Source organism: Arthrobacter sp. NyZ413, from assembly GCF_049390645.1.
Lineage (GTDB): Bacteria > Actinomycetota > Actinomycetes > Actinomycetales > Micrococcaceae > Arthrobacter.
Genome location: NZ_CP155434.1, coordinates 170,281 through 190,033, shown reverse-complemented (window position 1 = coordinate 190,033; position 19,753 = coordinate 170,281). Strand labels below are relative to the sequence as shown.

General features: G+C 65.3%; 16 protein-coding genes. 7 read left to right on the top strand and 9 right to left on the bottom strand.

Going from position 1 to position 19,753, the window contains the following annotated elements; all coding sequences use genetic code 11:
- The first annotated feature begins 14 nt into the window (after nucleotides 1-14).
- Both ABCW42_RS00905 and ABCW42_RS00900 read left to right on the top strand, forming a co-directional pair.
- Nucleotides 15-470, top strand: coding sequence for a MarR family winged helix-turn-helix transcriptional regulator (locus ABCW42_RS00905; protein WP_423183104.1), 456 nt, complete (start codon nucleotides 15-17; stop codon nucleotides 468-470).
- Nucleotides 467-2,071, top strand: a complete 1,605-nt coding sequence (locus ABCW42_RS00900; RefSeq protein WP_423183103.1) for a chloride channel protein — start codon at nucleotides 467-469, stop codon at nucleotides 2,069-2,071. Before ABCW42_RS00905 ends, ABCW42_RS00900 begins: the two co-directional genes overlap by 4 nt.
- A gap of 107 nt (nucleotides 2,072-2,178) precedes the next feature.
- Here the strand turns inward: ABCW42_RS00900 and ABCW42_RS00895 are convergent, their stop codons facing one another.
- The 5 genes from ABCW42_RS00895 to ABCW42_RS00875 all read right to left on the bottom strand — a co-directional run bounded on the left by ABCW42_RS00895 (nucleotide 2,179) and on the right by ABCW42_RS00875 (nucleotide 7,769).
- A complete protein-coding gene (locus ABCW42_RS00895) occupies nucleotides 2,179-3,333 on the bottom strand; it encodes a hypothetical protein (RefSeq protein WP_423183102.1) in 1,155 nt (384 codons plus the stop codon).
- Nucleotides 3,334-3,360: 27 nt separating this feature from the next.
- A complete protein-coding gene (locus ABCW42_RS00890) occupies nucleotides 3,361-3,717 on the bottom strand; it encodes a GNAT family N-acetyltransferase (protein WP_423183101.1) in 357 nt (118 codons plus the stop codon).
- Nucleotides 3,714-5,030, bottom strand: a complete 1,317-nt coding sequence (locus tag ABCW42_RS00885) for an acyltransferase family protein (protein ID WP_423183100.1) — start codon at nucleotides 5,028-5,030, stop codon at nucleotides 3,714-3,716. The genes ABCW42_RS00890 and ABCW42_RS00885 overlap by 4 nt, the downstream gene beginning before the upstream one ends.
- 133 nt (nucleotides 5,031-5,163) lie before the next feature.
- On the bottom strand, nucleotides 5,164-6,351 hold the full coding sequence (locus tag ABCW42_RS00880; protein WP_423184761.1) for an amidohydrolase: 1,188 nt from the start codon (nucleotides 6,349-6,351) through the stop codon (nucleotides 5,164-5,166).
- A complete protein-coding gene (locus ABCW42_RS00875) occupies nucleotides 6,351-7,769 on the bottom strand; it encodes an MFS transporter (RefSeq protein WP_423183099.1) in 1,419 nt (472 codons plus the stop codon). Before ABCW42_RS00875 ends, ABCW42_RS00880 begins: the two co-directional genes overlap by 1 nt.
- 133 nt (nucleotides 7,770-7,902) lie before the next feature.
- On the opposite strand from ABCW42_RS00875, the gene ABCW42_RS00870 reads away from it, so the two are divergent.
- From ABCW42_RS00870 to ABCW42_RS00860, 3 genes are all read left to right on the top strand, one after another.
- Nucleotides 7,903-8,904, top strand: coding sequence for an Lrp/AsnC family transcriptional regulator (locus ABCW42_RS00870; protein WP_423183098.1), 1,002 nt, complete (start codon nucleotides 7,903-7,905; stop codon nucleotides 8,902-8,904).
- 443 nt (nucleotides 8,905-9,347) lie between these two features.
- Nucleotides 9,348-12,068, top strand: a complete 2,721-nt coding sequence (locus ABCW42_RS00865) for an aminotransferase class I/II-fold pyridoxal phosphate-dependent enzyme (RefSeq protein ID WP_423184760.1) — start codon at nucleotides 9,348-9,350, stop codon at nucleotides 12,066-12,068.
- A 99-nt stretch (nucleotides 12,069-12,167) separates the two neighbouring features.
- Entirely contained in the window at nucleotides 12,168-13,100 is a 933-nt protein-coding gene (locus ABCW42_RS00860; RefSeq protein WP_423183097.1) for a hypothetical protein, read from the top strand.
- A 35-nt stretch (nucleotides 13,101-13,135) separates the two neighbouring features.
- Here the strand turns inward: ABCW42_RS00860 and ABCW42_RS00855 are convergent, their stop codons facing one another.
- The 4 genes from ABCW42_RS00855 to ABCW42_RS00840 form a co-directional block, all read right to left on the bottom strand.
- Nucleotides 13,136-14,014, bottom strand: coding sequence for a class II fructose-bisphosphate aldolase (locus ABCW42_RS00855; RefSeq protein WP_423183096.1), 879 nt, complete (start codon nucleotides 14,012-14,014; stop codon nucleotides 13,136-13,138).
- Nucleotides 14,014-15,480 (bottom strand): GntP family transporter, encoded by a 1,467-nt coding sequence (locus ABCW42_RS00850; protein ID WP_423183095.1) that lies wholly within the window; start codon nucleotides 15,478-15,480, stop codon nucleotides 14,014-14,016. The genes ABCW42_RS00855 and ABCW42_RS00850 overlap by 1 nt, the downstream gene beginning before the upstream one ends.
- A 115-nt stretch (nucleotides 15,481-15,595) precedes the next feature.
- Nucleotides 15,596-16,495, bottom strand: coding sequence for an NAD(P)-dependent oxidoreductase (locus tag ABCW42_RS00845; RefSeq protein ID WP_423183094.1), 900 nt, complete (start codon nucleotides 16,493-16,495; stop codon nucleotides 15,596-15,598).
- A 19-nt stretch (nucleotides 16,496-16,514) separates the two neighbouring features.
- Nucleotides 16,515-18,011 carry a four-carbon acid sugar kinase family protein gene (locus tag ABCW42_RS00840; protein ID WP_423183093.1) on the bottom strand — a complete coding sequence of 499 codons (1,497 nt, stop codon included), beginning with the start codon at nucleotides 18,009-18,011 and terminating at the stop codon, nucleotides 16,515-16,517.
- A gap of 122 nt (nucleotides 18,012-18,133) precedes the next feature.
- Between ABCW42_RS00840 and ABCW42_RS00835 the strand changes: the two genes are divergently transcribed.
- Together ABCW42_RS00835 and ABCW42_RS00830 are read left to right on the top strand one after the other, a co-directional pair.
- Nucleotides 18,134-18,958 carry an alpha/beta fold hydrolase gene (locus ABCW42_RS00835; protein ID WP_423183092.1) on the top strand — a complete coding sequence of 275 codons (825 nt, stop codon included), beginning with the start codon at nucleotides 18,134-18,136 and terminating at the stop codon, nucleotides 18,956-18,958.
- A 28-nt stretch (nucleotides 18,959-18,986) separates the two neighbouring features.
- Nucleotides 18,987-19,688 (top strand): FadR/GntR family transcriptional regulator, encoded by a 702-nt coding sequence (locus tag ABCW42_RS00830; protein WP_423183091.1) that lies wholly within the window; start codon nucleotides 18,987-18,989, stop codon nucleotides 19,686-19,688.
- The last annotated feature ends 65 nt before the right edge of the window (nucleotides 19,689-19,753 follow it).

The window sequence follows — 19,753 nt, the reverse complement described above, 5'->3', positions numbered from 1 at the left end:
GCAATAGTTGTCGTATGCCAAATCCTCTCGACCGCCAGATCGACGCCCTCCAGCGCGCCACGCGGGACCTGCTCGCCGTCGCCATGCGCAGTGTTGACGAGGTGACGGACTTGTCCATGCCGCAAATGCGCATGCTGTTCGCCCTCCATGACCACGGAACGGTACCCAGCGGCACGCTCGCGCACGTCCTCGAAGTCTCCGGCTCCTCAGTGACCCGCCTTGCCGACCGCTTGTGCGCGGGAGGCTACGTCCAGCGCACCGCCGTACCGGAAAACCGCAGCCTCGTGCTCCTTTCCCTGACCGAGGCCGGTCGCGAGGCCGTAGCGGCCGTTGTCCAGCGGCGCGACGACGAGTTCCGCCAAGCGCTGTCCCACCTCAGCCCGGAACTCCGGGAACAGCTCGCCGAAGGACTCACAGCGCTGCATGGGCACCTTTCCGAGGCCTCCCTGAGCCGGGCGGTAGTGGCATGAGCGGCCATCGAAGCCACCCATTGAGCGACTTCGCCGTCGACCGGCGGATGGTGCTCGTGGCAGCCCTCGCGATCCCGGTCGGCGCGCTCGGCGCCCTCGCGGCGTGGGCGCTCCTTGGCCTTATCGGCCTGGCGACCAACCTCTTCTTCTACGGCCGGATTTCAACCAGCCTCGTCGCCGTCGGCAGCGGGCATCCGTGGTGGCAAGTGCTCTTCCTGCCGGTCGCGGGCGGACTGGTCATTGGACTCATGGCCCGCTTCGGCTCGGAGAAGATCCGCGGCCACGGAATGCCCGAAGCCATCGAATCCATCCTGATCGGCGGCAGCCGCATCGCGCCGAAGGTCGCCGTGCTCAAACCCGTTTCGGCAGCGATCAGCATCGGCTCGGGTGGGCCATTCGGCGCCGAAGGACCCATCATCATGACGGGCGGGGCCATCGGTTCGATCCTGGCCCAGCACCTCCACCTGACGGCGGACGAACGTAAGACCCTTCTGGTTGCGGGTGCGGCCTCCGGCATGGCCGCGACGTTCAACTCACCGCTCGCGGCTGTCCTGCTCGCCGTTGAGCTGCTCCTTTTCGAATGGCGTCCGCGCAGCTTCATCCCCGTGGCTGCAGGCGTCGCCGTGTCCACCGTGGTGCGCGGCGTGATCCTCGGCAACGCCCCGATCTTCCCGGTCCCGACCGAAGGACTCCACCTGACGCCCGGCATCGAGGCGCTGGCCGCCGTCGTCGGCCTTTCCGGCGCGATCGTCGCCGCCGGCGCGACGTGGCTCGTGTACCGCGCCGAAGACGCGTTCGCCCGGCTGCCGTTCCACTGGATGTGGTGGCCCGCGATCGGCGGACTCATCATCGGTGCGGGCGGCCTCATCGAGCCCCGTGCGCTCGGCGTGGGCTACGACGTCATCGACCAACTGCTCACGGGCCAAGCCACCACCGGCCTCATTGTGGGCATCCTGGTAGTCAAGACGCTCATCTGGTCACTTTCCCTCGGCAGCGGGACGTCGGGCGGCGTGTTGGCACCGATCTTCATGATCGGCGGTGCGCTCGGCGCCGCGGCGGGCCTCGTCTTGCCAAGCGTCATCCCGGGGTTCTGGGCCCTGCTCGGGCTCACCGCCGTCGTCGGGGGCGTCATGCGGTCACCCCTCACGGGCGTGATCTTCACCCTTGAACTGACCCATGCCTGGGCCGTGGCGCTCCCGCTGCTCATCGCCTCCGTGGTCGCGTACGGGGCTTCCGTCCTGTTCCTTCGGCGTTCGGTGCTGACTGAGAAGATCGCGCGGCGCGGACTCCATTTGACGCGCGACTACACGACGGATCCGCTCGAAACCTTCTTCTGCGAGGACATCATGCGGGCACCGGCGTCGGCGCTCCCCAACGACGCGCCCGTGCTGCACCCGCGCGAAACCGCCCGGCACGCGGCGTACGTCCTCGCGCTGTCGGGCGCGGCGGAGGCCGCGGTAGTGGACGACGACGGCACGTGCCTTGGGCTTATCGGCCCGCCCGAGCTTCTGGCCGCGCGGCTTCACGACCTCAGCGAAGCGACGGACCGCGACCGCTCACTCCGCTACCTCACCCGGGTAGGAGCCCAAGGCGCCGAGTAGGCTGCCGGCCCCGCGCCCACCCCACTAGAGTTTGTGTACAGAAAACACCCGCTAAACCGGCTTTTAAGGGGTGTCAGGTGTACACAAACTCCGGAGGGGGAGGGGTATTAGTTCGTCCTTCGACGGCCAAGGATTTGCGGGTCGTCGGGCTTGGTCTCTTGGGAAGTACGGTTCTTCGGCCGCGACGGCATGATCGGTTCGGACGGGAACCGCCGCGGACCGCTCCACATCGACGGCGGCGCGTCGATCGCGTAGGCGAGCGCGTACGCGACTTTCTCGTAGTTGACGCGCCAACCCCTGAAATGCGGCCATGCCTGCTCGGCTGTCACTTCAATCGGGTAGTCGACAGTCCGCAGCAACTCCACGGCTTCCTGGAAGTCCGCGAACGTCACGTCGATCGGGGAATCGGGGTCAGGATCTTCGTCCACCGGGATACCGACTGCCCGGGCGACCTGCCGCAAGCAAGTGAAGCCCATCCGGAGAACCAGCCGGGCCCGCGTGCTCGGGGCCGATCCCGGACTCAAGGCGAGTTGCAGGGCAGCCGCGTCCATCACGCTCAAAAGGGAGTTGAGCCAGTTCGACTGGGCAGACGGCGAACGGAACCACACCAAAGTGAGGTAGGTGCTGTGCGATTCGGCCACATCGGCCGCCCACCGTTCCCATGTCCGGTAGAGGTCGCTCAGCTCGCTCGTGCTGTTTTGGGCGGCCATTCCAAACCTCGTGCGCACCAGGAGCTCCGGCCCCCAGGAAGGCGCACCCGCCCTCGAAACAAGCAGGGTTACCTCCGCTTCGCGCCGGTTGAAAGCCGAATACAGGGTGGGTAGATACCCGATTTGCAGGGCGATGACTATCAAACCCGTGTACGCAGCCGCGTAGACCAGCACCGTGTTCCCCATGTTGGACGGCGCCGCGTACCCCAAAGTGAACATCGCCGAACCGGCCTCGCTCGCCGCCTGCCAGATATCGCCGTCGACGAAAGGCAGCAGTAAGAGGCTGAACGAAACGTCGAAGAGGACCACCCACACCAGCAACCGGACGAACAAGGACATCGGAGATTGCCACGACAAAATCCGGTCGCGGACCTCGTAGCTCGTGGCCGGAATCGTGATGGTGCGGAATATCTTCGACGTCGCGAGGGCGGTAACCCGCGAAAGCCTGCTGCGCAACGGCCGCGGCACAATGAGGGTCCCAATGACACTCATCCATGTCAGGAGCAGCATCACTCCGCCCACGGAGAAGCATACCCAGTCGATTACTGCCACGGCTCCCTCCGGCGGCAAAACGGAAGGCTAGTCGTTGTCGGGTTCGCCCACGGGGGGTTCCGGCGGCCAATCGACGTCGAGCTCGTAACCCTCGTGCGCCCGGAGGTAAGCGGCGATGAACGGGCAATGCGGGATGATCCTCTTCCCGGAGGCCACGACGTCGTCGAGGGCGAAATGCGCCAAAACCTTGGCCAGCCCCCTCCCCTTGAACTGCGGCCGGGTCTCGGTGTGAAGGAAATCGATGTGTCCCGGTTTGTCCATGAACTGCGAGATCACTGCCACTTCGCCATCGACCAAAAGCTCGTAGCGATGGAATTTGTCGTTCCTGACGGTTGTGACGTGAGCGCTGAACGACTCTGCCGTGGATTCCGTGAACTCAGTCATGAGTCGAGATTGGCACGTAAACCTTGCTCTGGCAATGGTCCCTCAAGCGCACCTCGGGCAACCGGCGACGGCCCGTCAGCGGGCACCCGGCCCAACAACAGAACCGCGAGCGCGAAGCACGCCGACCCGCCGCCCAAGAGGGTCAGCGTGAGGCCGTTGAACGCGGCGTCCACCATCGGAATGAAGACCACGACGCCGGCAGTCACCACCGCGGCGTGCGCCCGCCCGCGCGCGTGGACGGCCGCCGTCGGGCGCTCTTCGAGCCGGCCGCAAAGCAGCAGGACCGGCACCAGGAGAACGACGACGGCGAGCAGCACGAGCGGCCGCGCCCACCACCATCCAGCCGTTCCGGCCGCCGGTTTGGGGAACGGGGTAAGCAGGAGCAGGCCGGACATCGCCACGAGGAGCGGCAAGTGCCAAAGGTAAATGGTCATCGATCGCCGGCCCGCCACGGCCACCACCCAGCGGACCCAACGAACGTTGGCCAGCCACGAAATTCCCGGCCGCAAGAGCTGAAGGGTGGCGGCTTGTGACAAGCCGAGGAGGAGCATGCAGAAGTTCGGCGGATTCAGGTCCACAATCATGTTCCCGGAGTAGACCCCGATCCCGGTCACAAGGCCCAACAGCACGTTGCTGCCGGCGATCAAGCCGACGAACCAACCCCGGCTGCGACCGGCGAAGATGCCGTCGGCAATGAAGAAGCCGAACTGCTGGACGGAGCACCAGACGAAAAGCATGTTGAGGGATGCGAGAACCGGGAAGGCCCCGCGCAGGGAATCAACCGTGATCACTGCCGTCACGAGACCGCCCAGGGTCAGCCATGGGGACCGTGCATGCAGGCGGGCCAGCAACGGAACGCTGAGCTGCGTTGCGAGGTACGCGGCGAGGAACCACAAGGGCATTCCCGCGCCGGTGGCGATGAGCTGGATCACTTGGGGGTCGACGCCGGAAAGCCGCGCAGCCGAAAGGCCCAGGAACATTGCGGCCAGCAGGGCGGTCGCCGGACGGATGAGTCGCAAGAGCCGCAGTTGGGCGTAGTCGACGCCGGTCCCGCCCCGCCCGCGGAGCCGGCGCCAGGAGCCAAGCCCTGTGATGCCGCCAAGCACGAAGAACAACGGCATGATTTGGAAAACCCACAGCACCGGCTCAAACCACCGCTGGTCCATGAGGGTGTTTTCGGTGGTGACCGTCCCGTCCGGATGGAGGACAGGACTGACCATCATGCAGTGTGAAAGCACCACGAGGACCAGGCAGAAGAAGCGGGCAAAATCAATGACCGGATCACGCGGTCTTCCACGCACGGTCCGGTCCATTGATGTGTTTTGTTGCCTCCAAAATCCCATTGCGCTCCCTTGCGAAAGCCCGATCTCCGTTGCCGAGTCCATTCTCTGTCCGATCGGCGGCGGAGCCAAGGTGGTCGGCGGGTCCAGTGTGGTGGGCGCCTCATCACCCCGTCATTAAGCGCTCCCTTTGGCACGGGTCGTTCGCTGCCGCACTTGCTGCCATCGCCAGTCCGAAGGCACCATCCAACACGGCCCGGTCGGCGGAAGCGGATGAACCGTGTGCAGCGAATTCGGCGGTGTGATGGGCTGCCCCGCCAACGTCGTAGCCGAGCATGGGATGGATGCTCGGAACCAATTGCGAAACGTTGCCCATGTCCGTCGACGCCACGGGCTCGCTATTGAATGCCACAGCCCTCCCCCTCGTCAGCATTGCGTCCCGATAGGCCTCGGACAGGTATTGGTCCTGCCGGAGTTCGGCATAGGCATTGCCCGTGGGAGTGACCTTGAGGGTGCAGCCGCTGGCGAGAGCACCCGCGTCCAGGCAGCGGCGGACCCGTTCCTCGATGACGCGCAGGTCCTTGAGGCTCGGCGAGCGCATTTCGACGCTCGCCCTGGTCCGCTCGGGGATGACGTTGACGGCGCTCCCGCCCTCGGTGACGATCAGCGAAACAATGGATCCGGGCGGCAGTTGTTGCCGGGCCAAGGCGACGGCCGTTTGTGCGACGACGAGCGCATCGAGGGCATTGATCCCCTCGAACGGCGCGGCGGCGGCATGCGCCGGGCGTCCCTCGTAAAGCACGTCCCACATCCCCATTGCAAGCGATGTTCCCCCCATCACGTCTTCGGCAGCGGCGTGGGCCATCATGGCCAAGGAGACATCGCGGAAGAAGCCCTCCTCCATGAGGTCGACCTTGCCTCCACGGGATTCCTCGGCCGGAGTGCCCAGGACTTTGACGGTGATCCCGATCTCGTCGGCCACGGATGCGAGCGCGAGCGCCGCCCCCACCGCGCTGGCAGCGTTCACATTGTGTCCGCAAGCATGTCCGATTTCGGGAAGTGCGTCGTATTCAACACACAACGCCACCACCAGTTCCCCCGTTCCGAATCGCGCGCTGAAGGACGCCGGCAGCCGCGGTTGGGGCTCGTCAAAGCTGAAGCCGGCGGTCCTCAACAGTCGGCTCACCCGCTTGGCGGCGCGGAATTCCTGCCCGCTGAGTTCAGGGTCGGCGTGGATGGCGTGGCTCAGCCCCAGGATGTCGGGTTCCCAGCGTTCCAGCGCCGCGGAAATACAGCGTTCGACGGCGGTCGCGGACAGCGATTCAGCCGTGGCACCCACCGCAGCCGGGGCCATCACGCGCGCACCGCCGTCGTACGCTTCTTCGGGTAACGGGCGGCCGAGACGGCGGCGACGAGCGCCGCACAGGCGAGCGCAATCCAGATCGACATCAATCCGCCCTCGCCGATGTGTCCGGACTGTTCGAAAGATGAAGAAATGAGCTTCACGACGGCGGCACCCACCGCGATGCCGACCGACAGTGCGAGCTCGTTGAGGCCGGCCGCCGTCGCGGTCTCCTCCAAAGGGACGCCTTCGACCGACAACGCACGGGTGCCCGCTTGGTACATGCCAAGGCTCAGGTTGAACATGGCGAAACCGGTGCAGTATCCGGCCAGCGAGCCGTGTGCCATTGCCATGGTCAGGAAGCCGCCGGCGAGCAACAGTCCCGCGAATACCAGGGTGGCACGCTCGCCGAACAGCCGGAGCGCCCTCGATGTCAAGAGTGAGGACACGAGCGAAAGCACCGACGCGGCGGCGAGGACGATCGCGATCATCAACGGGCTCAGTCCGAACCCGTACCCCGTCTTGTCCGGGTTGGAGTGGAGGAAAATGCCATTGGTACCGAAATAGCTGATGGACGCGAAACCGAAGAAGAATGTGGCCAGGGAGACGGTCCGGATTCGCGGGACGGCGAGCATGCGAAGGTCCATGAAACGCTTCGTGGCGCCGGACCGGGCATCGAACACCACCCAGGATGCCAACAGGGCAAGGCCCAGCACTCCGGCAACGATCGTCTTGGCGTCGAGCCAGCCCCACTCCGGGCCCATCGAAAGGGCCACCACAAAGCCGATCAGCCCGAGGGAACAGGCCAGAAGCGGCACCACGGCGAGCCCTTCGCGGGTGGGCGTGCCGGCGTCGGGCAGGACGAAGGAACACAACAGCGCGACGACGGCGAACGGCACCGCCACCCAGAATCCGAGGGTCGGATTGTCGACCCCGATGATGCCGGCCAGCAGCCCTCCGGCGCCCACCGTGATCATGAGCATGCCGATCATCACGCTCACGCCGGTACGGGTGTGCGAGGGGTTGCTCACGCGCAGGATGCCCATCATGAGCGGAATGAATCCGACGACGCACGTCAGCATCACGACGCCGGCTGTCACCGTCCACAACGACGGCCAGAGCGCCATCATGATCACGCCTGCGGCGACCACCGCGGTGGACCAACGCAGTACCAACCGGTAGCCGTAGCTGTCGCCGAGCCGGGAAATGATGGGTGTGAGCACGGCAAAACTGACGTTGGAGATGAGGAAGATGCCGTTGATGGTGGGGTCGTCGATCGAAAAGCTCGGCCCCAGGGCGGGAAGGATGGGGTTCAAGTATCCCTGGGTGACGCCGCTGAGCGATTCGATAAGCGCCATCGCCACGAGCATTCCGGCGATGGTCCGGCGCGCGACGGGCGCGATGGCTGGCGGAGCTGTCTTGCTTTCCATGGGTGGTTCCTTGCGTGTGTCGGGGCGGGGTATTGGGGGGGTGATGCGAGTCACAACGCTAGGGCCGCCGTCTAGACTTGATGCGAATTTGTTCAAAATCATCTGGAGCAGCGGAAATTTGAAGGAATCGTCCATGATCTCGGAAACAGACCTTGAAATCGTGAATGCGTTGCAAATCAATCCGCGAGCAGATTGGAGCCGGGTTGGCGATGTCCTCGGCTTGTCCGGCCCCACGGTTGCGCGGCGCTGGACCGCCCTCGCCGAGGAAGGCCTGGCATGGATCACTCCCGCCCCGGGAGCGCGGTACCTGAACGCCGGGTGGTCGGCATTCATCAGCATGTCGTCGATCCCGGGCGAGCAGGAGGCGTTGATCCGGAAGCTGTGCGCAGAACCGGCATTCGGCACGGTGTCCCTCGTGTCCGGCTCCCATGACCTCTTCGTGGACTGTTTCGCCACGAGCCACGAAGAACTCATGGACATAGTCACCGGGTCTTTCGCCGCACTGCCAGGGCTCACCCACCGGGAAGTCGTCTTCGTCACCAAGCTGTACCGGCAGGCCTCGGATTGGCGCAGCGGAACGTTGGAACCGGCGAGGGCCCGGCTGATGTCGGCCGAGCCGCTGCCCGCTCCGGCGGCTTACGCTCCGGACCGGCTGGATGCGGCCCTTCTGGCCGCGTTGGCGCGGGATGGCCGGGCGAGTTGGGCGGAACTTGGCGCCTCGTGCGCGGTCTCGCCACAGACGGCCCGACGGCGGGTGGAACGGTTCCTCGCGTCCGGTTACATGACGCTAAGGTGCGATACCGCCGCCTCAGTCCAGCAGGGGCTCAGGGAAGTGAGCCTCATCCTGAACGTGCCCGCGCACCAGGTTGACGCCGTCGGGCGCTATTTTGCCGCCCTCCCGAACTGCAGGCTCAGCGCACAAGTGCTTGGAGCCCAAAACCTGTTGGTCACCCTTTGGGTGCGCGACTATTTGGAAGTGCAAGGCCATGAACGCGAACTGGCGGAACGGGCGCCGGGGAGCATCGTGATTTCCAGGCAGGCGGTGGTACGCAACTATAAACGGCTCGGCCACGTGCTCGACGGCTCGGGCCGGAGCCGCAGCGTGGTCCCCCTGCCTCTCTGGCGCGAAGGCTAGGCGGCATTCCCTGCCGACGCCCTCTCACCTATCACCGGGTTTCCCCCAACGCCCGCTCATATGATCTGCAAAAGGATCCGCCCGGGAAGCCCCAAACCTGAGCGAGCGACGTACCAAAACCCACCAAACGTGAGCGAGCGTTGCAGTTGAGAAACGACGTCGGGCCTCCTGTGCGGCGCATCTGGAACCCAAGACTGCAACTCCCGCAACACCCGTGCCCGAACGGGAACCCCCGCGTTTAGTAGATAGTGCTATCAATCCATGACAAAGGAGTCATTGTGGCACGCGCCGATTTCGCGACGACAGTGCAGTCAGCCCCTTCCCACCTCGTTCCGGGCCTCCGCCATGCAGCCGGGCCGGTACCGGCTCCTCAAGCCACAGCACCGGAACCGGTAGCGACGCCGGACCGGCATCCGAGGCCCGATGATTCGGCCGCGAGCGACATTCCTTCCAGCGCTTGGCGGATTCGCGCCGACGCTTGGGAGTTCCTGGGATATGCCGTCAAGCAACTCGGGAGCGCAACCCGATCCGGCGCCGCAACGCAGCGGAACGATCTGCCCCGCGAGATCCGCCGCTTGCTCCCGATGCTCGAAGCCCTGGAAATGTACTGGGCTTCTCCGGGCCAGGCCTACGTTGCCGAGGTACGTCGCAACCTCGAGTCCGGGGACTACTCCGAGGCGCTGGCGCTCATCGAACCGGTTGCCCGTCGGGTCGCCGGCCACCACGCGGCGGAGCCCACCGCCGAGACGGAACGTGAAGGCGAGCGCCCGGAGGAACCCGTCGAAGCCAAGAAGCGGTTCGAGGTCCTTGTGATCGACGACGTGTCCCCGGCGGACCGCGAAGCTTTCCAAACGGAACTGCTCAACCAGCGGCGCCCGGCCGATGCCTTCCATTACGAATTGGTCTTCGCGCCAAGCTTCGAGGACGCCGTTGTCGCGATCCTCTTGAACCCCGATATCCAGGCGTGCGTTTTGCGGCCCGGATTCGTAGCCAAGAGCAAGCAGCGCCTCAGCCGGGATGTCCGCGGATTCCTCGACGGGTTCTTGGGGAAGGCCCTCCCCCAGCGCCCCCTCGACCGGATCCTGTCCTTGGCGGCCAAACTTGGCCAACTCCGCCCCGAGCTGGATCTCTACCTGGTTGCCGGCGTCGGTATCGAGGAACTCGCCGGTTCACTGACCCGCCAGTTCCGCAGGATCTTCCGCCGCCAGGATGGCCTGGAGCTCCATTTGTCGTTGCTGGCTGGCGTCGCGGAACGCTTTGAGGCGCCGTTTTTCCATGCGGTCCAGCAGTACAGCCGCAAACCGGCGGGCGTCTTCCACGCGTTGCCTGTATCCAGGGGCGGCTCCGTCATCCATTCGAAGTGGATCAACGATCTTGGCGAGTTCTACGGCCTGAACCTCCTTCTGGCTGAAACTTCGGCGACGTCCGGCGGCCTCGATTCGCTGCTGGATCCTCACGGCTCCCTCAAGCAGGCGCAAAAGTTGGCGGCACGGGCGTTTGGAGCGCAGAAATCGTTCTTCGTCACCAACGGAACGTCGACGGCGAACAAGATCGTGCACCAGTCGATCGTGGCTCCCGGCGACGTTGTCCTGGTCGACCGGAATTGCCACAAGTCGCACCACTACGCGCTCATGCTGGCCGGGGCGCAGGTTTCATACCTCGACGCCTATCCGCTCAACGAGTTCTCGTTCTACGGCGCGGTTCCGCTCGAAAGCATCAAACGGACCTTGCTGGATTACCGCCGCGCGGGCCGGCTCCATGAGGTCAAGATGCTTGCCTTGACGAATTGCACCTTCGACGGGATCGTGTACGACGTCGAACGCGTCATGGAAGAGTGCCTCGCCATCAAACCGGACCTGGTGTTCCTTTGGGATGAGGCTTGGTTCGCTTTCGCGGCCTTCCACCACATCTACCGCCGCCGGACGGCCATGGCTTCAGCGCGCTCGCTCGAGGCGAAGTTCGCGGATCCGGCTTACGCTGCCCGTTACGCCGCGCACCTACGCGAATTGGGCGCGCCAGCGGACTGCGATGACCACGGCGGAAACGTGCCCGACGGCGGGAAGCCGCGTTCCGGCGTCGGGCACGTCAGCGATGAGGTGCTGTTGAAGACGCGGCTGCTGCCCGACCCATCGAAGGCGCGCGTGCGGGTCTACTCGACCCAATCCACCCACAAGACCCTCACGTCGCTCCGCCAAGGTTCCATGATCCACATCCACGACCAGGACTTCGGGCAGCTCAACGAAGAGAGCTTCCGCGAGGCGTACATGACGCACACCTCCACCTCGCCGAACTACCAGATCCTTGCCTCGTTGGACATGGGCAGGAGGCAAGTTGAGTTCGAAGGGTACGAACTCGTGCAGCGGCAGGCCGATCTCGCCGTGAGCATCGCCCAGGCAGTGGCGAGGCATCCCCTGTTGAAAAAGTACTTCCGGGTCCTTGGAACCACGGACCTCATTCCCGCCCAGTACCGTGAAACCAAGCGCCAGATGCCCTTGCGCGACGGGCTTGCGGCCATGGCGGAGGCGTGGGAGCGGGACGAGTTCGTGGTCGACCCGAGCCGACTGACCCTCCACATCGGCCTCACCGGCGTGGATGGCGACACCTTCAAGCACGATTACCTGATGGACAAGCACGGAATCCAGGTCAACAAGACGTCGCGGAACAGCGTGCTTTTCATGACCAACATCGGAACATCGAGAAGTGCGGTGGCCTATCTCGTGGAGGTGCTCGTCAAGCTCGCCGAGACGTTCGAGGACGAACAATCCAGATTGGGCGGTCGCGGTCGGCAGGCGCGCCGTGCCCGTGTTGCCACCCTGACCAGCGCCCCGCCTCCGCTGCCGGACTTCAGCCGTTTCGCCGCACGGTTCCGGGTGGATGCGAAGACTCCCGACGGCAACATGCGGGACGCGTACTTCGAGAGTTACAAGCCCGGTGCCTGCGAGTATTTCAGCACCGACGAGCTCGCGAGGCGGGTCGCGGCAGGCGAGGAAATGGTCTCTGCGGCGTTCGTCACCCCGTATCCGCCCGGATTCCCGGTGCTCGTTCCGGGCCAGGTGATCACGGAGGAGATCCTTTCGTTCATGTCGGCCTTGGACACGCGCGAGATCCACGGATTCAACCCGGAGCTGGGTTTCAGGGTGCTGACGCCTCGAGATGGCAGTTAATGACAATGTTTTCTGCCCCGGACTGCCGCTAACTGCCATCTCGGGCCGCGGCCTGTGGATAACTCCCGGTGGACCCGCGCGAATCGGCGAGAATGGGGCATGCGAAGGGCTGCGCTCCCCCGACACCTGACAACGGGATCCTTTGCGCTCCGTTCCTCGGACAAGGCCGGAGTCAGCCGCTCCCGTACCAGGGCAAAGGACCTCGCCACGGTTTCACGCGGCATTCGGATGCCTTTGGATTCCGCGGCGCAAGGGGCCGCGGCCCTGCGCGCCTACACGGACTTGGACGACGCCTCGGTCCTGACCCACATGTCCGCGGCCCGGGTATGGGGTGCGGACCTGGGATGGCGGCTCGGGGAAGACTGGCGCGTCCATGTGTCCAGGCGTCCTGGATTCAGCATGCCCCGGAGGGCAAACGTGGTGGGCCACTTGCTGACCTTCCTCCCCGGTGAGCTGGTTGAGTACGACGGCGTCAGGCTCACCTCGCCGGCGCGGACCTGGCTCGACTTGGCGTCGGTGGCCGGGCTGGACGAACTGGTCATCACGGGGGACTCCTTGGTGTGTTCCCACGGTCCCGAGTTTCCGGCTCCGCGTGAAGCCTTATGCACCTTGGACGATTTGCGCGGCATGGTCGAAAGGCACCCGGGCACCAGAGGAGTCCGCTTGGCCCGGACAGCCCTGGATTTGATCCGCGTCGGCGCCGATTCACCCCCGGAGACCGTGATGCGCCTGGCCATCGTGCGCGCGGGCCTTCCCGAGCCCGTGCTGAACCACGTGTTGTGGGGCATCCACGGAGCTCCGGTCCTCTGGCCCGATGCCGCCTACCTGCAGGAGCGCATATCCATCCAGTACGACGGCGCCGGTCATGGCGAAGCCTCTCAATACCTCAGCGACATCCGGCGGGAGAACCTGACACGCGAGTACGGCTGGCTTGAGGTGCGCGTGTCCAAAGACGACCTCAAAGGGGATCGTCCCGCCGTCGTGCGCAAGGTCCTGGCGGCCCTGAAAAGCCGTGGTTGGCAATCGAGATGACACTTCGCGGCAGTCCCACGCAGACAATACTGCCGTTAAGTGCCATCTCGGCGTGGCCGGCTGAGTATGTCCAGCGTTGCCCCGGCGAACGCCGAGGCCGACGCGCTCCACCGGCCCAACAACCCCTGGAGGTTCTCGCCGTCGGCCCGGTGAGCGGAAGTCTCTGCCTCAAGCATGGCGAGGATCCCGGTCCGGAGTTCGGTGTTGAAGTTCACCTTGCCTACTCGCATACCCGTCGCTTTGACGAGGTCCGCTTCCGGAATGCCCGACGCTCCGTGGAGGACCAGTGGCAGCCCTGTCCGCGAAGAAATGTCCCGGAGCACGTCCCAATGCAGCTTCGGCTCGCCGGCGTAGCGTCCATGCGCGTTCCCCACCGCGACGGCGAGTAGCTGGGCGCCGGTTCGGGACACGAAATCCTCCACTTGGCCGGGATCGGTCAGGCCGGCCGGGTGCCCGGGTGCGGCGATGCCGAAAGCCTTGTCCTCGTCACCGGCGAGCCCACCGAGTTCGGCTTCGATGACGACGGCGGCAGCACCGGCGGCGTCCAGCGCAGCGCGCGCTTCGCGAACCAGGGCGATGTTGTCCTCCACAGGGAGGGCCGAACCGTCGGCCAAGACGGCGTCGGCACCGGCGCCCACGGAATTGCGGATCACGTCGAGGTCTGACGCGTGGTCGAGCTGCACGGAAACGGGGACTGAAGCGTCGTCGGCCAAGCCGCGGAGGGCCGCGATCAACCGCAGCCCGGCAGGTGCGGCAGCTGTCTTGGGTGCGACCAACAGGATGACTCCGCGGCCGGATTCTTCGGCTGCAGCCACCACCGCGAGCGCTGTGGTGAAGTCGTAGCATGTGAAAGCGGGAACGGCTCCCCCTCGTTCCAAGGAGGACAGGACAAGTTCGTCGAGGCGTACACGCATCAGTGCGCCAAACCTCCCACCAGGATCCACGCGACGAAGCTCAGCAGGAACCCGGCAACGCCCAGGACAGTGGTCAGCACAGTCCAGGTCTTGAGTCCGTCGGAAACCGTGAGCCCGTAGTAGCGCACGACTACCCAGAAGCCGGCGTCGGTCACGTGGGAAAGTCCCAGGCCACCGAAGCCGATTGCGATCACGATCACTGCAATCTGCGCCGGGGTGTAAGCACCGTGGGCCACCGCGCTCGAGAGGAGTCCCGTCGTCGTAACGATCGCAACCGTTGCCGATCCTTGGGCGGCGCGTAGTGCCAGCGAGATGATGAAACCGAGCAGGATGATGGGCACGCCGAGGGAATCAAGCGTCTGGGACAATGCCGCGCCTATCCCGGAAACCTGGAGCACGCCACCGAAAACGCCACCTGCTGCTACCACCATGAGGATCGACGCGATGGGAGGCAGGGCGCCCTCGAAGATCTCGCCGGTTTCCTTGAGGGACCATCCGCGGCGGACCGCCAGGAGGAAAAAGGACAGCGCGACGGCGACCAGAAGTGCGAGGAAGGGGTTGCCCACGAAGGACGCAACGCCGTACCAGTAGTTCTTCTTGTCGATGAGGAGGGTGCCCGCGGTACCGAGCAGGATCTGGACGATCGGGGCGGCGATGAGGAACATGATCAGTCCAGGGCGCGGCGGTGCGACGGCGCTGGCACCAGGACCGTCGTGACCGACGCGGACGAGGGTTTCGGAACCGAATTCCTCGATCTGGTCGCGGACGCCGGGGAGGAGCTCGTATTCCTTGCGGTTCATGATGCTGGCGACCCAGTAGGACAAGAAGCCCAAAGGGATGCAGATGAGCAGCGAAATCAGCGCGATGAGCCCGATGTCCGCACCCATGACGCCGGCACCGGCAACGATGCCGGGGTGTGGAGGAACAGCGACGTGGATGGAGAGCATGATGCCGGCCATGGGAAGGCCGAACTTGATCGGATGGACCTTGGCGATCTTGGCGAAGGCGTAGACGATGGGCACCAGGACGATGACGCCGACCTCGAAGAACACTGGGATGGCAACGAGGAATCCGACGGCGGTCAGGGCGATAGCGACCCGCTTGGCGCCCAGTTTTGCGGTGAAGTGGTTCGCGAGGGACTGCACGCCGCCCGAGACTTCGATCATGCGTCCCAGCACGGCACCAAGGGCGATCAGGAGGGCTACCTTGCCCATGGTTCCACCGACGCCGTTGGCCACGACGGTGAAGACGTCCGCCAGGGGAATCTGCGCGGCAACGGCAACCAGGATGCTCACGGCCAACAGGGCCACGAAGGCCTGGATCTTGAAGCGGATGATCATGAGCAGCAGCAGGGCAACGCCCGCCACGGCGATGGTCAGCAGCAGTGGAGTGCCAAGGTCCACGGCCGGCTTGATGGCCGGGGCATCGGCTGCCCTGACCGCCAAGGATGTGATGAAGGGGTTCATCGCGGATTTGTCTCCTTTGACGACACGTTTTATTGGGGGTGCTTGGAGTTTGTGTACAGCTAACACCCGCTAAAAGCCCGCTTAAGGGGTGTTATCTGTACACAAACTCCGGGGGTTACGGGGTGCGTTTGGTGGGCGCGACAACCTTGATGACCGCGGAATCGTCGGCGGCGGCGAGGCCTTGGGCTTGGCCCAGGAGGTAGAGCTGTTCGGCGGCGGCCGCAACGGGCGCGGCGAGCCCGGCGGCGCGGGTCGCCTTGCCCACGATGCCCATGTCCTTCACGAAAATGTCCAAACGACTGAGGACCTCGGCGCCTTCTTCGTTGTAGGCCTCAAGGATGCGCGGACCACGGTTGGAGAGCATGAACGAACCCGCCGCACCTGCTTCGAGGGCCGCGAGGGTCTTGGCCTGGTCAAGGCCGAGGGCATCGGCAAGGGCCATCGCCTCAGCGGCGGCAGCGATATGCACGCCGCACAGGAGCTGGTTGACGGTCTTGAGCGCCTGTCCGTCGCCGGGCTTGTCGCCCACGACGCTGAGCGTGGAAGCCAGCAGTTCCAAGGCGGGCCGCGCCTTCTCGCGGGCTTCGGGCGTCGCGCCCACCACGATCAGGAGGTCCCCTTCGCCTGCCCGCTTCGGGCCGCCGGAAAGCGGCGCATCAACGAGTTCGACGCCGTATGCCGCCAAACGCTCGACCGTCGCCGGGATGGCTTCGGTCCCCACAGTGCTGCCAAGGATCACGACGGCGCCCGGCTTGAGCACGGGGGCCACACCGTTCTCGCCGAAGAGGACATCGTCCAGCTGCTCGCCGTTGCGTACGGCCAGGAGCAGCGCGTCCGCGCCGTCGGAAGCTTCACGGGCGGACGCGAATGTGTGGATTCCGGCCTCTGCGGCGAGCTGCAGGCGGGGTTCGGCGATGTCGAAACCGTGCACGGTCAACTGGGTTGCCAGGCGGGTGGCCATCGGCAGACCCATGGCGCCCAGGCCAAGGACGGCGACGGTGTAGTTGCTGGTCATGGTGTTCTCCAAGTGCGTATTAGAAGGTGTTGCTGAGCTTGCGCGTGACCTGCGCCAGGGATTCGTCGTCGCCCACGTTCCCGGCGAAGACAATGTACGGGATGCCTTTCGCGGGCCCGTCCACCGGCTCCCAGAGGGACACGATGCCCGGCAGCATCGGGCCGCGGACAATGGCATGGCGGATTTCCAGGCCGTGCGCCGCGACGTCCGAGGACGTGATGCCGCCCTTGGCGATCACGAACCGCGGCGGGAAGGTCTTGAGCGTGCGGTTCACTACGGCGACGACGGCGGCAGAGACCGTGCGGGCGATCTTCAGGCTCGCGGCGGCGTCGTCGGTCTTGATGAGCAGGCGGCTGGTGTGGACGATCACGTCACCTTCGTGGAGGGCGTCGACGACGGCGGCCACGACGGTACCGATGTAGGCGTCGGCTTCGCTTTCGTCCGCGAGGAGCTTCTCGACGTCGATCTCCACGATCCGTGCCGCGCGGTGCTCGGAGGTGAGGACGTTGAGCTGGCGGGTGGTGAGCCCGACGTGCGAGCCAACCACGATCAGTCCGCCGGCTGTGGAGGGAGTGTTGTCCCCATAGGCTTCTTCCGAGGTCAGCGCGGGGCGGATTTCCTGGCCGATGCGGCCACGGACGAACGGCGGACCTACGCGGTAGAGCAGCTTCTTGCCGCGGCGTTCGGCTTCTTCCAGGCCCAGGGCCAGGGCACGGAAGTCGTTCTCGGTGACGATGTCGGCCACAATCGGTGCAGAGTCCTTGGCGGGTTCGATCGCGTCCGCGATGGCCTTCGCGGAAAGCCAGGGGTCCCCGTCGGAACCGTCAACAGCGGCACCCGCGCGGATGATATTCAAGTCAAGGACGATGACGTCTTCAGCGCGGAACCGGCCGTCCGACTTTTCCTCCACATACTTGGCCAGCTCGGAATTCTCGTAGCCGAAGCTCGCGTCCTTCGCGAACTCGGTCGCGGCCACAGGGATGAGGGAACCGCCGTCGGCCCGCATGTAGTGCACGCCCCCGATGGTGACGCGCCCGGCGTCGGGAAAGGCGAAAACCATCACCACTCCGTCGGTTGCCTCGCCGCCCACTTCCGCGATTGTGGAGGAAATGACGTCCGTTTCGAGCGGGTAGTGGCCGCGGAGGGTGGAGTCGGAACGGCTGACGAATCCCAGGCGCAGTTCCGGTCCGGCCGCGGCGAGGGCGTTGCGCACGATTTCCTCGTTGCGGGCCGCGGCCTCGGCCGGGTCGAGGCTGCGCGTGTTCGTCAGGACGTAAACCGCGGGCTGGGACATGGTCTCGACGATGTGCGTGAACGCCCAGGCGAAGTCCTCAACCTCCCAGCGCGTCAGGACAGGCAGGTCGGCGACGGACTGCGTGCCGGTCGGGTCGTCGTCGAGCACTACCAGGACGCGGCGCGTGGCTGCGGAAGACGCGGCCACGGCGTCTGCAACCAGCTGAGCGGGGATCTGGACTTCAGCCGGAAAGGCGGCCAGAGCATCGGCTTCAAGGGTCACTGTGCACTCCATCGTGGGGAATCTTTACTTCAAGCGAAATGTAAGATGTCAGACATCTATCATTTGAAGTCTGGCACAACGGCTTTCAGCGTGCAAGTGTCAACCGTCACTATGCTTGGCGCATGCTTCAAGAGCCTCCCGGAATCGCGGAACTGCACGTGGACCGCCGGCGCCCGGCACCTTCGGCGAGTACGACGGCGGCCCTCACCCGCCAGACGCCCGTCATCCTGGTGCATGGCTGGGCCTCCCCGGTCGCCTACTGGGAGCCACTCGCCGCCGAACTCCTCGACGCGGGCTTTGAGGTGTGGATCCCCGAATTGCCCGGCTACCACCCAGGCGAGGCACTGCCCGAAGGATTCGCGTGGACCCTGGAATCGGCAGCCGCGTCAATAGCGGCGATTGCGGCCGAATACCCTTCGCCCGTCCATATCGCAGGCCACTCGCTCGGCGGCAGCGTGGCACTGACATTGGCCGCCAACCACCCGGGCCTGGTAGCCAGCGTGACCCTGATCGGCATGGTCCCCGCACCGCCAAACCAAGGTTTCAAGTCGATGCTCGAGGCCCAGTTGGAACAAGGCTTCATTGACGACGCCACGCGTGCCAAATGCATGAAAGCCTGGTTCGGGCCGTTGGCTCCGGACGAGGAAAGACTGCTTGGCCAAGGCTTCGACCTGCCATTCGACGTCCTCGGTCCAAGCGGCCTCGCGGCGATGGCCGGAGTGGCAGCGGATGTCCCCGATAAGGTGACGGCGCCAATTCTGGTGATTGCCGGCGTCGGAGACCGGGTGCGATCACTCGACCAGGCGGAAGCCTTCGTGGCAGCCAGCCCGAGGCGGCAACTCGTGGCAATCCCGGAGGCCGGCCACAGCGTTCACTGGGAGCAGCCGCACGCTTGCGCGGAAGCGCTCGGCGCGTTTTGGCGGGAAACCGGGCCGTCTCCGGCGTAAGATGTCAGACATCTAAGATCGGAGCACCATGGCACGCAAGTCGCTGGTCGGCCTCGTGGCCGACGAGCTGCTGGACCGCATCGTCGCCGGGGAATTTCCGCCGGGCACCGTGGTTCCCGGCGAACTCGAGTTGAGCGCGAAGCACGAAGTCAGCCGCATGACCGTGCGCGAAGCAATGAAAACCCTCGAAGCCCAGCGAATCCTCAGTGTGGAACGCGGCCGTGGAACGTTCGTCAATCCGCTGAGCCGCTGGGCGTCCCTTGAGGCGGTGTTGCGCGCGGCTTCGGAGGGAAAGAACGACGGCGCCGTGGCCGTGCAACTCATCGAACTGCGCCGCATGCTCGAAACAGGCGCCTGCGAACTCGCCGCATCCCGGGTTTCGCCCGAAGATATCGAACAGCTTCGAGTCCACGTCTCGGCGATGCAGGACGCCCACGACTCCAACGACGTAACCGCCTTCGTCGAAGCCGACCTCGCGTTTCACGACGTCATCCTCCATGCCTCGGGGAATGTCTTCGTGGCCGTCTTGTTCGAACCCCTGCACCGCGTCCTGGAAACCCGTCGCACGCAGACTTCGCAGATTCCGGACATCCAGAAACACGCCATCGCCCACCACCGGGACATCCTGGAAGCCCTCGAAGCCCGCGACACCCGCCGCGCCCGCCTGGCCATGGACGCCCACATGCAACAAACCCTGGACGACCTCAGAAGCTACGTCCTGGACGCTTAGCCAATCTCCGCCATCGTCGAACCACCGCGCGCCCCTAGTCCGCCGCCGTCGTCTGGGCTAGTCTG

Excerpts from the sequence above, each read along its gene's own strand:
- ABCW42_RS00905 (WP_423183104.1), top strand. The coding sequence starts at position 15 with ATGCCAAATCCTCTCGACCGCCAGATCGACGCCCTCCAGCGCGCCACG.
- ABCW42_RS00900 (WP_423183103.1), top strand. The coding sequence starts at position 467 with ATGAGCGGCCATCGAAGCCACCCATTGAGCGACTTCGCCGTCGACCGG.
- ABCW42_RS00890 (WP_423183101.1), bottom strand. The coding sequence starts at position 3,717 with ATGACTGAGTTCACGGAATCCACGGCAGAGTCGTTCAGCGCTCACGTC.
- ABCW42_RS00885 (WP_423183100.1), bottom strand. The coding sequence starts at position 5,030 with ATGGACCGGACCGTGCGTGGAAGACCGCGTGATCCGGTCATTGATTTT.
- ABCW42_RS00880 (WP_423184761.1), bottom strand. The coding sequence starts at position 6,351 with ATGGCCCCGGCTGCGGTGGGTGCCACGGCTGAATCGCTGTCCGCGACC.
- ABCW42_RS00875 (WP_423183099.1), bottom strand. The coding sequence starts at position 7,769 with ATGGAAAGCAAGACAGCTCCGCCAGCCATCGCGCCCGTCGCGCGCCGG.
- ABCW42_RS00870 (WP_423183098.1), top strand. The coding sequence starts at position 7,903 with ATGATCTCGGAAACAGACCTTGAAATCGTGAATGCGTTGCAAATCAAT.
- ABCW42_RS00860 (WP_423183097.1), top strand. The coding sequence starts at position 12,168 with ATGCGAAGGGCTGCGCTCCCCCGACACCTGACAACGGGATCCTTTGCG.
- ABCW42_RS00855 (WP_423183096.1), bottom strand. The coding sequence starts at position 14,014 with ATGCGTGTACGCCTCGACGAACTTGTCCTGTCCTCCTTGGAACGAGGG.
- ABCW42_RS00850 (WP_423183095.1), bottom strand. The coding sequence starts at position 15,480 with ATGAACCCCTTCATCACATCCTTGGCGGTCAGGGCAGCCGATGCCCCG.
- ABCW42_RS00845 (WP_423183094.1), bottom strand. The coding sequence starts at position 16,495 with ATGACCAGCAACTACACCGTCGCCGTCCTTGGCCTGGGCGCCATGGGT.
- ABCW42_RS00835 (WP_423183092.1), top strand. The coding sequence starts at position 18,134 with ATGCTTCAAGAGCCTCCCGGAATCGCGGAACTGCACGTGGACCGCCGG.
- ABCW42_RS00830 (WP_423183091.1), top strand. The coding sequence starts at position 18,987 with ATGGCACGCAAGTCGCTGGTCGGCCTCGTGGCCGACGAGCTGCTGGAC.